This window comes from Liquorilactobacillus vini DSM 20605, from assembly GCF_000255495.1.
Classification (GTDB): Bacteria; Bacillota; Bacilli; order Lactobacillales; family Lactobacillaceae; genus Liquorilactobacillus; species Liquorilactobacillus vini.
This window is the reverse complement of the sequence record NZ_AHYZ01000175.1, coordinates 1-12975: the sequence shown is the minus strand read 5'-3', so window position 1 is coordinate 12975 and position 12975 is coordinate 1. Positions and strand designations below refer to the sequence as shown.

Below are 12975 nucleotides of genomic sequence, written 5' to 3'. Positions count from 1 at the left end.
TAGTTAAATGATTTTTAAAATTTTGTATTCGTAAGTGATTTTGAAATAATTAGAAAAAAGATTCACTCGAGGTATAACTTGAGCGAATCTTTTTTTAATATTTTGAATTAAAAGTTGGATTATCTACTTGTCATTAGATGAAGCTGTTGCTTGAGTGATGATAATTTGATTGTCCTTTAAATTAGCAGCTAGTTGCTTGATTCCTGGATGTTCTAGGTAAAAATCAGCAATTTTGTCTTCAATTTGTTCTTGAATAGTTCTTCTTAAAGGACGAGCTCCCATTTTCGGGTCATAACCTAAATCAACTAATTTTTCCTTTACAGATTCACTAACATTCAAAGTAATGTTTTGATCTTTAAGCATTTTATTTACATCAACAAGCATCAAAGATACAATTTTCATCAGATTCTCTTTGGTTAGTGAATTAAATTCAACAATGTCATCAAAGCGATTTAAAAATTCTGGCTTAAAATAATTAGTTAATGAGCCAATTACTGAATGAGTTTTTCCAGAAGCTGCAGCAGCAAATCCAACATTTGCGACTGCGTCACCACTACCAGCATTAGAAGTCATGATAATAATTGTATCCTTAAAACTGACGGTTCGACCTTGTGAATCAGTCAAACGACCGTCATCAAGAATTTGCAAGAACATATGCATCACATCTGGATGAGCTTTTTCAATTTCATCTAAGAGAATCAAGCTATATGGATGTCGCCTTACCTTTTCAGTTAATTGTCCAGCTTCTTCATAACCAACATAGCCTGGGGGTGAACCAATTAATTTAGAAACTGAATGTTTTTCCATGTATTCACTCATGTCAAAGCGAATCATGGCATCAGTTGTTCCAAACAGTTCCTGGGCTAACTGTTTAGCTGTTTCAGTTTTGCCGACTCCAGTTGGGCCAACAAAGAGAAATGAGCCAATCGGTCGACCAGATTTATTAAAGCCAATGCGATTTCTGCGAATTGCACGAGCAATTTTATCGACTGCTTGATCTTGACCGATTACATGTTGTTTAAGTGAGTCCGCTAAACTTTTTAGCTGTTGTTGTTCTTTACGCTTCAATTCACCAACAGGAATACTGGTTTTTTCTTCAATAATTTTTTCCATATCTTTTTCAGTAACAGTTGGCGTATCAGTTTGTTCCGCTTTATTTTCGCGAATTTGGTTGAATTTATTAACTTGGTCACGGTAATAAGCAGCTTTTTCATAATCTTCGCTTTTAAGTGCCGCCTGTTTTTGCTTTTCAGCAGTTGCAATTTTTTGCTCAATAACCTTCGGATCAATGGCTTGAATGGTCAAATTCTTTCTAGAACCAGCTTCATCGAGCAGGTCGATTGCTTTATCCGGTAAAAAGCGATCTTGTACGTAACGATTTGAAAGTTCTACGGCAGCTTTAATGGCTGAAGGCGTATATTTGACATGATGATATTTTTCATACTTAGTTTGAATTCCTTCTAGAATTTGAATGGTTTCTGCCACGCTGGGTTCATTGACTTGAACGGGTTGAAAACGTCTAGCTAAAGCAGCGTCTTTTTCAATTTTTCGATATTCATTAAGGGTGGTTGCTCCAATTAATTGTAACTCACCGCGAGCAAGTGCCGGTTTCAAAACGTTGCCAGCATCCATACCACCTTCAGCATTTCCTGCGCCAACAATTTCGTGAATTTCATCAATAAATAAAATGACGTTTGGTTGATTTTTGACCTCATTCATTAATTGCTGCAAACGTTGCTCAAATTGTCCTCGGATACCGGTGCCTTGAACTAAAGAAACGACATCTAAACGAATAATATGTTTATTAAGCAACTTTTGAGGGACATCGCCATTAACGATTTTTTGGGCTAAGCCTTCAACAACTGCTGTTTTACCAACGCCAGCTTCGCCAATCAGAACCGGGTTGTTTTTGGTCCGACGATTTAAAATCTCAACAACTCTCGAAATTTCTTTGTCTCTTCCAATTACTGGGTCAATTCGATTTTTCTTAGCCTCGTCAGTGAGATCAAGCCCGTATTGGCTGAGAATTCCGCCACCGCGATTATTATTACCACCGCGGGCAGCTTGTGGTTGTTGGAACTGCCGTGACGCAGTAGCATAATTGCCGCCACTCATTGCTTGAAAAATATCGTCCAAGCTGCCAAAACCAAAAGGATCTTGCATCATTGCTTGTGGCCCGTATTGTTGAGTACTTTCCTTAAACTTCCGGTAACAGTTTTGACACAAGTCTACGGAAGTCTGTCGACCGTTGATATTGGTCGTTAGGTGAATTGTTGCTGGATTTTTATGACAGTTTTGACATAGCATCGCATTGCACGACCTTTCATAATTAACTTGGTCAAAAACCGTTTGACTATCTTTGACCTTTCACCGAGTAGTATACTACATCTGAAAAAAAGAGCAAGTAAGAACACCTTAGCCAATCAAATCCTTTAGTGATAATATAAGTATTAATGTAATTTAAAAAGCTGGTGAATCATAAAAATGAATGAGAAAGACTACAATTCTTTATTAGAAGAGTTAGTTAACAAGAAAGTCAAGTTTTTAAAAATTGAGCCGGAGGAATTTATGAAATTTCAACCAATTTTGATGAACTTTCGACAAAGAAAAAGAATTATTGGAAGAGCACAGCCAAAAGGAACAGTCATTTATTATTACAAGGACAATAATAAATAAAAACTATTGTCTTGACTTTTATTTCATGCTAAGATTTATGTCAGTAGGGAGATTGTGTCATCTTTTAATGAAAACGTTTTTTGAATTTTTTCATTATTAGTTTTTGATGACATTAAATTTTCTATCAACTTATATCAAAAGGAGCTTGATTTAAATGGAAAAGAAAAACTTTCATATTATTGCAGAAACAGGTATTCATGCACGGCCAGCAACACTGCTCGTACAAGCAGCTAGCAAATATAATTCAGATATTACTTTGACTTTTAATGACAAATCTGTAAATCTTAAGTCAATCATGGGTGTGATGTCACTAGGCGTTGGTCAAAATGCTGATGTTACCATTACTGCTGATGGCGAAGATGAAACAGATGCTCTAGCTGCAATTAGTGATGCAATGAAAAAGGAAGGACTTGCTGAATAATGACGAAAGTACTCAAGGGAATTGCTGCAAGTGATGGCATTGCGGTTGCCAAAGCTTATTTACTTGTGCAGCCTGACTTGACTTTCCAAGAAAAAAAAGTTAGACGATTTAGAAAAAGAATTAAAGCGATTAGATGATGCAGTTGCTGATTCAAAAGCTGAGCTTGAAATTATTAAAGAGAAAGCCGTTGAAAATTTAGGGGCTGATGAAGCAGCTGTTTTTGAGGCACATTTAACTATTTTGGCTGATCCTGAGTTCTTTGGCAACATTAAAAATGAGATCAAGAATGATCATGTTAATGCCGAAAAAGCGTTGCAAGATGTTGCTGATCAATTTATTAAGATCTTTGAAAATATGACTGATAATCATTATATGCAGGAAAGAGCAGGAGATATTAGAGATGTTTGCAAACGGGTGATGGCTCATTTGTTAGGCGTTAAGTTACCTAATCCGGCATTGATTAATGAAAAAGTAGTCATAGTTGCTCATGATTTGACTCCTTCAGATACAGCTCAACTTGATCGAAAATATGTTAAGGGATTCATTACTGATATTGGTGGCAGAACATCACATTCAGCAATCATGTCAAGGACACTTGAAATACCTGCGGTTGTGGGATCAAATTCTGCAACAACTGAAATTAAGGATGGTCAGGAAATTGTTTTAGATGGTATTGCTGGTGAAGCTTTGGTTGATCCTAGCGAAACAGAAGTTAGTGAGTATCTGAAAAAAGCTGATGATTTTGCTAAACAAAAAGCGGAATGGAAGCGATTGAAGACAGCAGCTTCGGTTACTGCTGACGGACAAAAGGTTATCATTGGTGCTAATATTGGTACTCCTAAAGATGTTAAAGGAGCTAATGATAACGGGGCAGAAGCAGTTGGCTTATTCCGTTCAGAGTTCTTATACATGGACTCTAGTGAATTACCAACTGAGGATGAACAATTTGAAGCTTATAAACAGGCTGTTGAAGGTATGAATGGCAAACAAGTTGTTGTTCGGACGATGGATATTGGCGGGGACAAAGAGTTATCATATTTACCTTTGCCAAAAGAAATGAATCCGTTCCTGGGCTTTCGGGCAATTCGAATTAGTTTGAAGCGTCAGGATATCTTTCGAACTCAGTTGCGTGCTTTATTAAGAGCATCTCATTATGGAAAACTAGCTATAATGTTTCCAATGATTGCAACGGTTAAAGAATTTAAAGCTGCTAAGGCAATTTACGAAGAAGAAAGAGCTAAACTGATCAAAGCTGGAGTTTCGGTGGCAGATGATATTGAAGTTGGTATGATGATGGAAATTCCTGCTGCAGCGATGATAGCTGATAAATTGGCTAAGTATTCCGATTTCTTCAGCATTGGAACTAATGATTTAATTCAGTATTCAATGGCTGCTGATCGTGGAAATGAAAGAGTTTCATATTTATATCAGCCGTATAATCCATCTCTTTTGCGTTTGATAAAGAAAGTTATTGATTCATCACATGCTGAAGGTAAATGGACCGGGATGTGTGGTGAGATGGCTGGAGATCAAGTAGCAGTACCGTTATTGCTTGGTTTGGGACTTGATGAATTCTCTATGAGTGCAACTTCAATTTTGAAGACTAGAAGTTTAATGAAGAAACTTGACACAGCACAAATGAAACAATTGGCTGCAAAAGCGGTAACTGATTGTGAAACAACGGAAGAAGTTGTTGAGCTAGTTAAAAAAGTTGTCAAGTATTAATTTAAGAGTATTTGATTCTTTCTCATGATCAAAGGGAACTACTCGATGATCATGAGTTTTTTTGTAGCATTAACTTGTCTTATTTGTTAAGATTTTATCTCTTTTTTAAGATACTTCTTTAGAATATTTGCATAACTTTATTACAAAACATATAATTAATTTGATTATTTAGTTAAGGAGGATGCTCGTGAATATCGGGATTTTTACAGATACGTATTATCCGCAGGTTAGCGGCGTGGCTACCTCCATCAAGACTTTGAAGGATCAGTTGGAAAGCAGAGGAAATCATGTTTATATTTTTACGACGACTGATCCTAAGATACCTTCTGGGGAGTACGAGAAAAACATTTTTAGATTTACAAGTATTCCATTTATTTCATTCACTGATCGAAGGATTGCTATCAGAGGGTTGTTTCGTGCTTATCAAGTTGCTAAGGAATTGCAATTAGATATTGTTCATACACAAACAGAGTTTTCGATGGGATGGATTGGCAAATTTGTTGCCAAAAATTTGGGAATTCCTTGCCTTCATACGTATCATACAATGTATGAGGACTATTTACATTACGTAGCTCGCGGGAAATTGCTAAAACCGCGGCATGTTAAGGAAATGTCACGTTCATTTTGTTATCATATGACAGGTATTATTGCACCCAGTGACCGCGTTTTAACAACCCTTGAGGGATATGGTATTAAATCACCGATTACAGTTATTCCAACAGGAGTCAGCTTACAAAAATTTCAAGCACCAGTTAGAATCGATGTGCGAAAAAAGTATCAAATTTCATCTCAGCGGCCATTAATTTTAACTTTAAGTCGATTAGCTTATGAAAAAGATATTGATCGTTTGATTGCTGCTTTACCAAGAGCTTGTGCAAAAGAACCAAAGCTTCTTTTAATGATTGTGGGCGATGGTCCAGCAAGAGAAGATTTAGAGAAGCAGGTTAATAAGTTGAAAATGCAAAGCCATGTAATTTTTACCGGTGAAATTTCAAATGAACAAGTTGCTGATTATTATCATGCAGCGAATCTTTTTGTTTCAACATCTGTTTCGGAATCACAAGGCTTGACTTATATTGAGGCGTTGGCTTCAGGTTTACGGGTAGTAACGACCCATAGCCCGTACACTGATCAACTATTAAATGATCAAGATTTTGGTGTTGTTTTTGATAATTTATCCACATTACCGGAGTTAATCGTCAAATATTTAAAAATGTCAAAAAAACCAATCAGTCAAACAAAATTAACTCCCAAGTTGGCTAAAATTTCAGCAGATGATTTTGGAAAACGGGTTTTGAATTTCTATCAGGATTGTCAGGTCATGTATGAAAAAGCAAAAGAAGCCAATCATTCAAGTGAAGTTGGATAGCAGGCAAAAGGAGTTTAGGGAATGTTAGATGTTCATATGTTTTCTTCGGCAACTAAGGTGAAAGGCCAAGGTGTTGGTAGTGCATATCTAGAATTGATAGGATTATTGAAAAAATATTTTCCTCAAGATATTAAAGTTTCAATCAATAATTTTGGTAAAGCAGATATCAGCCATTATCATACGATTGATCCGCAATTTTATTTGTCGACTTTTTTTCCTGGTCGTGGAAGGAAAATTGGTTATGTCCATTTTTTACCGGAGACTCTTGAAGGAAGCTTAAAGATTCTACAGCCATTTAAGTGGATTTTTTATCATTATGTTATTAGTTTTTATCGGCGAATGGACCAACTAGTGGTAGTTAATCCATCATTTATTGAACAATTAGCCGCCTATGGAATTGATAAAAAAAAGGTAACTTATATTCCTAATTTTGTTGCGAAAAAAAATTTTCATCAAATTGACTATTTTAAAAAAAATGAATTGCGAAAAAAGTTAGGATTGCCTGTCGACAAATTTACGATTATTGGAGTTGGTCAAATTCAGGAAAGAAAAGGCGTCTTAGATTTTATCAAACTTGCCCAGTTGCTGCCGGATTTTTATTTTGTGTGGGCAGGCGGATTTTCTTTTGGAAAAATTACTGATGGCTATCGTGAATTAAAAAAATATGTTGTCGATCCACCAATTAATTTAAAATTTCCAGGAATAGTTGAGCGAAATGCACTAGGAGAATTTTATAATGCAGCAGATGCCTTTTTTTTGCCTTCGTTTAATGAACTTTTTCCAATGAGTATTTTGGAAGCAGCAAGTTGTGGATTGCCAATTATTGTTAGAAATTTAAAATTATATCGTTCGATACTGGACAGCAAATATTTAGCTGGTGAAACAATCAAGGATTTTCAGCAATTGCTTGTTAATTTGGCTAATAATCAGCAACTGAGGGATCAACAGCGAAGATTATCTTTAACCATTGCTGAGGAATATTCGGAAGATCGTTTGGCGAAAAAATGGCTGGAATTTTATCGTTCGCAAAGTGAGCTGAATAATTTATGACCAGGAAAAATAAAATTGTGCTGGTGATGATGCTGTTAATTGGCGTAATTATCACGTACTTTTCGTTACGATCAATCTCCTTAAAAGCGTTAGTTAGTGATTTGATCAAGTTAAAGTGGGGCTGGTTAATAGTTGCTTTGATCAGCATGCTAGCTTCTTTCATGATGGAAGCAGTTGTAGTTAAAATGTTATTGCATCGCGAAACAATGAATTTTCCATGGCTTGATGCAATACGTGTTCCCTTAATTGAACAGCTTTTTAATGGTATAACGCCATTTTCATCTGGAGGGCAACCGGCTCAGTTATTTGCTTTAGTTCAGTCAGGAGTTGATGCTGGGCGAGCAACATCAGTTTTGTTGATGAAGTTCGTTGTTTATCAGTCAATGATCGTTATCAATTTTATTTTTGCTTTATTCATTGGCTTTCATTACGTTGCTGATAAAATGCATGCTTTATCATTTTTGTTTTTGTTCGGATTTTTAATCCATTTTGGAGTTATTATTGGTTTGTTATTAGTAATGTATTGGTATTCATTCACTAAAAAAATGGTAAAAATTTCCTTTTATCCAGTTAAACGATTTATAAAGAAAGAAAGAATCACCAGATGGGAGCTAGTGATTGATGAAAAAATTGAAAACTTTTATCAAGAAAGCCTGCGCTTAAAAGGTGACTTTAACTTACTGTTAAAAATTGGGGGATTGACGTTAATTCAGCTTATTTTCTATTATGTTGTCCCTTATTTTATTTTATTGGCACTTGGTCAAAAAAATGTCAGCTTAGTTTTGGTCACAACATTACATATCTTGATTGTAATGATAATTTCGCTTTTTCCAATTCCTGGTGGTTCAGGTGGTGCTGAATATAGCTTTTCAACGATTTTTTCGAGTTTTATTTCTAATCCAAGCAAATTAGTTTTAGCTATGTTATTATGGCGTTTGTTGACTTATTATTTAGGAGTTGTTTTGGGCTTGATTGCACTGTTAATTTCACCACACAAAGTTGAGTCAAATAAAAGTCAGTAAAAAGTGTCATAAGTTGTTTATAAAAGAAGCATTTTTAATTGGACTACTTTTAAAAATTTGCTAGAATAGACGGAAATGGAACTTAATAAGTTTAAGGATGGAAGGAAGAAAATTATGGCAGCATCAAAACTTGCAGCAATTATTTCAAGATTAGAATCAATGATAACTGCTGGGGACGGTGAAAGTCGGCGATTTGAAAAAAATGGCCAACAAGTAGCTATGGTAAATTATGATTCCGAAAGTAAGACTTTTAAATTAAATGAGAATAAAAACCAACAAGTCTTTGAATTTGATGATGTTGATTTAGTGGCCATGGAAATATATGATTTATTGGCTGATTAAGTCATTCGAATTAAAATTTGGAGGAGAATAAATGAACTCATTTTGGAGACTGATCAAGTCTTTAGGGAGTAGTAATAAAATGGCAGATCAAAATAATTATAAAGTTAAGTTTAAAAATTTTTTCAATACCAAAAAGGGCTTTTTCCTGCTGGTCTTAATTTCATTTTGGATCAAAACCTATATTATTTATTTGACTAAATTTAATTTAGGCATTAGTGATTTTATGCAGCAGATTATCTTATTTTTTAATCCACTCCCATTCGCTTTGCTTTTATTGGGAATAGCGCTGTATTTTAAGGGCCGTAAATCATATTGGCTGTTAATGTTGATTGATTTTTTAGGGTCGCTTTGGCTATTTGCCAATATTTTGTATTATCGTGAATTTTCTGATTTTTTGTCTTTAGGTATTATGAAATCATCGGGTTCAGTTTCTAATCATTTGGGCTTAAGCATTATGGAAATTATCCACCCGACAGATTTTCTAGTTTTTATTGATTTTTTAGTGTTGATTGGTTTGTTGGTTTTCAAGGTAATCAAGATTGACATGAGTAGGCCCAAATTTTTGTGGGCAACGTCGGTTAGCCTGATTGCAGTTGCTTTATTTGGAATTAATCTTTCATTTGCCGAAAAAGACCGTCCGCAATTACTTACTAGAACATTTGACAATAATTATATTGTTAAGTATTTGGGAATAAATTTTTATGCTGGATATAATGCTTATCAAACTTATCGTGAGAATTCTACCCGGGCTAATGCTAGCAGTACAGATTTAAATAGCGTTCTTAATTTTTTGAAGACTAATCGGGTTGGAGACAATGTTAGTTATTTTGGCAAGGCGCAAGGCAAAAATGTTTTTATCTTTCATCTAGAAAGTTTTCAGCAGTTTTTAATTGACTACAAGGTCGATGGTAAAGAAGTGACCCCAAATATTAATAAATTTTATCATAACCAAAATACTTTATCGTTTGATAACTTTTTCAATCAAGTTGGTCAAGGAAAAACTTCTGATGCTGAAACGATGTTAGAAAATTCTCTTTTTGGTTTACCAACAGGATCAGTTATGACCACTTATGGTACTTCGAATACTTTCCAAGCTTTGCCAGCAATTTTGGATCAAAAGGGATATACCACTGCTGCTTTCCATGGAGATGTTGGTAGTTTTTGGAATCGCGATAATACCTATAAGTCGTGGGGGTATCAGTATTTCTTCGATGAGAATTTTTATAAGGATAAGACAAATTATAGTATCGGCTATGGCTTGAAGGATAAGATTTTCTTGAAAGAGGCAGTTCAATATTTGCAGCAGCTGCCACAGCCATTTTATGCGAAGCTTATTACTTTAACTAATCATTATCCTTATGAATTAGATAAGCAAAATCAAACAATTCCTAAGACCAAAACAGGTGATCAGACGGTTGACGGCTACGTTCAGACAGCTCACTATTTAGACCAAGCTTTTGGGGAATTTATCCAATATCTTAAGAGAACTGGTTTATATAATAATTCGATGATCGTTGTTTATGGTGATCATTATGGGATTTCTAATAATCATAAGAAAGCAATTGCTCAGTTATTGGGTAAAAAGTCTGTTTCAAGTTATGATTTAGCAATGTTCCAGAAAGTACCTTTCATGATTCATTTAAATGGTTTAAAAGGTGGCATTGATCATACGTACGGTGGCGAAATTGATGTTATGCCAACGTTGATGGATCTTTTAGGAATTAAAGATAATGATTACATTCAACTGGGCCAGGATTTATTAGCAACAAATCGTAATCAAACAGTGGCATTTAGAGATGGGGATTTTGTTTCACCAACTTATAGTAAAATTGGCAGCACTGTTTATGATAATCAAGGAAACGTAGTCAATAGTTTGACTACAAGTGAAAAAAAGCAAGTTGATGCTATGCAAGCTAGGACTGATAAAGTACTTTCTTTATCTGACAAAATTATAACTGGAGACTTGTTGCGTTTCTATACACCAAGCGGCTTCCAGAAAGTTAATAAATCAGATTATAATTATAAATATAATGCAACATTGGAAAACTTAAAGAAAGCCCAACAAAAGAAGAAAACTAGTTTAATTATGGAAGATGGCGGGAAATCAACTGTTGACTTATTTAAAACAGATGCGCCAGAACTTAAATAAATTTAAAAAGCAAATTGTTTGATATGCCGATAGGACCAACAATTTGCTTTTTTAGTGCGCCCGTCATGGGTGATAACTAGGCGGTGCAAGTTTGCTGTGGGCCGTAGTAGTCGGAACCCAAATATGTTCAAAACTCTTCAGCAAATCTAGAATGCTTAAATTATTAAACCGCCGTATAAAAACTGTACGTACGGTGGTGTGCCTCGCCTCCTACGTGTTTTTAATAAGCAAGTGCTCGATGATCTGTTTACTTAATATCGGATTAAATGTGGTGGGAGATGTATCATTAATTAGAAATATATGTGGCAGTATCTTCATAACTAACTATGTCTATGTTTCGAAAAATTCGGCAATATGTTTAGAATTTGTGGAGATAAGTTAGCCAATAAATCTGATCACGAAGCAATCAATTAACGCTTAGCACTGCTAGGTCATTTATACTGATGTCAAAAAGGCTGGTTTGAAAATTCTTAATGAACAGTTGATCAGTTGCAGTACCATTAAAGCTGTTAAATAATGTTGAATGAAACTAAGAGGTGAATTAGCGGGTTTCTAGCAGTAAAAGCCTTTAAAAAACAACTGGGATATTTATCAAATTAATGTTACTGGCATTTACTAATAACATTAATGAAATTTATTCTTATTTGATCCATTTTGCTTTTGACATTAAAAATTTGCAACGTCCTTTTTGAATTGATAGGTTGAATGCTGCTTGTAGTTAATTAATCAAAAGTTTTCTGATATAACTTGGTCCTAACATTTGTAGATTCATAGCTAGAGAATTAGCGTTGAGGTTTGATGATTAATATAATATTAACGATATGATTTATTTTACTGAGTTAATAAAAAGGAGAGTATAAAATAGTTTGTGTAAATGAATAAAATCCTATTAAAAAGGGAATCCCTTCCCCGTATGATTAAATCGTCAAACTAAACCAAAACGGAGGGATTCCCCATGGACCAGTTTACCAAAGATTTAACCAAAACTCTATTATCAAATGGCGATGTTAAAGAACTTTTTCGTCAACAACTCGAAACAGCTATTAATCGAATCTTGCAAGCTGAACTAACAGCTTTGCTTGGTTATGATCCTTATGACCGCTGCGGCTTTAATTCGGGAAATTCTCGCAATGGCCAGTATTATCGCTTAATTGACTCTGAATATGGTAAGTTGAAGATTGCTGTGCCGCGTGACCGTAAAGGCCATTTTCATAACCACCTGCTTCCAGCCTATTCTCGTCGTCAAGACGCTTTAGAAACAACAATCATTCAGCTTTATTCCAAGGGCGTTACGACCCGTGAAATTGCAGATTTGATTGAAAAAATGTATGGCTCTTATTATTCACCTACTACTGTTTCTAATATCACTGCTCAGGTAACAAAACAGATTGAAGCTTTTCATCAACGAGCTATTAAGGCAAACTATGTTTGTCTTTTCTTAGATGCAATTTACCTACCTCTACGCCGTGATTCAGTTCAAAAAGAGGCAGTCTATATTGCTTTAGGTATTACACCTGTCGGCATCAAAGAAGTTCTTGATTATCGAATCGCTTCAAGTGAAAATGCAGGAGTTTGGTCAGAAATGGCAGAAGATCTTAAACAACGAGGATTAAAGCAAGTCCAGTTGATCATCGCAGATGGAATGGTTGGTCTGCAGCCGGCATTATTACACGCTTTTCCGAAAGCCAAATTCCAAAGATGCCTAGTACATGTTATGCGTAATATTGGTTCGCATGTGCGTTTAAAAGATCGTGAAGCAATCTTAAATGATTTTAAAAAATTGCATTCAGCGACCGATGTAACTGCAGCACACAAGATCTTAAATGATTTTTATGGTGCATGGGGGAAATCGTATTCCAATCTGATCCAGCAACTTAAATCCATTGAAAATGAACTACTAGCTTTCTTGAATTTTCCTCCTGCCATTCGACCAACAATTTATTCAACCAATATCTTAGAATCACTGAACAAAAGAATTAAACGCAAGACCAAACCAAAGGAACAATTTCCAAACGAAAAATCTTTAGACAATTTCACTGGAGTTCAAGTCATAAGCTATAACGAAAAGTACTTCAATCGTAGCCATCGCGGATTTGGTCAAATCAAAGATACATTAGAATCACTTTTCAATTAATACTTTATTTTGCCGGGGAAAGGGATTTTCATTTACACAAACTTCTTGACACTCCCATAAAAAGATCTTGACCTGAAGACTCAATGC

General features: G+C 35.1%; 9 protein-coding genes and 1 pseudogene. 9 read left to right on the top strand and 1 reads right to left on the bottom strand.

The window, feature by feature from the left end; all coding sequences use genetic code 11:
• Positions 1 to 123: 123 nt before the first annotated feature.
• Positions 124 to 2307 (bottom strand): ATP-dependent Clp protease ATP-binding subunit, encoded by a 2184-nt coding sequence (locus ON15_RS09560; RefSeq protein ID WP_010581268.1) that lies wholly within the window; start codon positions 2305 to 2307, stop codon positions 124 to 126.
• A gap of 177 nt (positions 2308 to 2484) precedes the next feature.
• Between ON15_RS09560 and ON15_RS09555 the strand changes: the two genes are divergently transcribed.
• The 9 genes and pseudogenes from ON15_RS09555 (at position 2485) to ON15_RS09510 (ending at position 12888) form a co-directional block, all read left to right on the top strand.
• Positions 2485 to 2676: a hypothetical protein gene (locus ON15_RS09555; protein ID WP_010581267.1), complete on the top strand. Its 192-nt coding sequence runs from the start codon at positions 2485 to 2487 to the stop codon at positions 2674 to 2676.
• Positions 2677 to 2830: 154 nt separating this feature from the next.
• A complete protein-coding gene (locus ON15_RS09550) occupies positions 2831 to 3097 on the top strand; it encodes a phosphocarrier protein HPr (RefSeq protein WP_010581266.1) in 267 nt (88 codons plus the stop codon).
• Positions 3097 to 4822, top strand: a pseudogene (ptsP, locus tag ON15_RS09540) (phosphoenolpyruvate--protein phosphotransferase). Before ON15_RS09550 ends, ptsP begins: the two are co-directional and overlap by 1 nt.
• A gap of 187 nt (positions 4823 to 5009) precedes the next feature.
• Entirely contained in the window at positions 5010 to 6191 is a 1182-nt protein-coding gene (locus ON15_RS09535; protein WP_010581265.1) for a glycosyltransferase family 4 protein, read from the top strand.
• Positions 6192 to 6212: 21 nt separating this feature from the next.
• Complete coding sequence (locus ON15_RS09530; RefSeq protein ID WP_010581264.1) at positions 6213 to 7241, top strand: glycosyltransferase family 4 protein; 1029 nt, start codon at positions 6213 to 6215, stop codon at positions 7239 to 7241.
• On the top strand, positions 7238 to 8263 hold the full coding sequence (locus ON15_RS09525; protein ID WP_010581263.1) for a lysylphosphatidylglycerol synthase transmembrane domain-containing protein: 1026 nt from the start codon (positions 7238 to 7240) through the stop codon (positions 8261 to 8263). Before ON15_RS09530 ends, ON15_RS09525 begins: the two co-directional genes overlap by 4 nt.
• Positions 8264 to 8377: 114 nt before the next feature.
• A complete protein-coding gene (locus ON15_RS09520; protein WP_010581262.1) occupies positions 8378 to 8605 on the top strand; it encodes a YkuJ family protein in 228 nt (75 codons plus the stop codon).
• A gap of 79 nt (positions 8606 to 8684) precedes the next feature.
• On the top strand, positions 8685 to 10754 hold the full coding sequence (locus ON15_RS09515; protein WP_010581261.1) for an LTA synthase family protein: 2070 nt from the start codon (positions 8685 to 8687) through the stop codon (positions 10752 to 10754).
• A gap of 955 nt (positions 10755 to 11709) precedes the next feature.
• Entirely contained in the window at positions 11710 to 12888 is a 1179-nt protein-coding gene (locus ON15_RS09510) for an IS256 family transposase (protein WP_010581260.1), read from the top strand.
• Positions 12889 to 12975: the final 87 nt, after the last annotated feature.

Excerpts from the sequence above, each read along its gene's own strand:
- ON15_RS09510 (WP_010581260.1), top strand. The coding sequence starts at position 11,710 with ATGGACCAGTTTACCAAAGATTTAACCAAAACTCTATTATCAAATGGC.
- ON15_RS09530 (WP_010581264.1), top strand. The coding sequence starts at position 6,213 with ATGTTAGATGTTCATATGTTTTCTTCGGCAACTAAGGTGAAAGGCCAA.
- ON15_RS09550 (WP_010581266.1), top strand. The coding sequence starts at position 2,831 with ATGGAAAAGAAAAACTTTCATATTATTGCAGAAACAGGTATTCATGCA.
- ON15_RS09515 (WP_010581261.1), top strand. The coding sequence starts at position 8,685 with ATGGCAGATCAAAATAATTATAAAGTTAAGTTTAAAAATTTTTTCAAT.
- ON15_RS09560 (WP_010581268.1), bottom strand. The coding sequence starts at position 2,307 with ATGCTATGTCAAAACTGTCATAAAAATCCAGCAACAATTCACCTAACG.
- ON15_RS09520 (WP_010581262.1), top strand. The coding sequence starts at position 8,378 with ATGGCAGCATCAAAACTTGCAGCAATTATTTCAAGATTAGAATCAATG.
- ON15_RS09555 (WP_010581267.1), top strand. The coding sequence starts at position 2,485 with ATGAATGAGAAAGACTACAATTCTTTATTAGAAGAGTTAGTTAACAAG.
- ON15_RS09525 (WP_010581263.1), top strand. The coding sequence starts at position 7,238 with ATGACCAGGAAAAATAAAATTGTGCTGGTGATGATGCTGTTAATTGGC.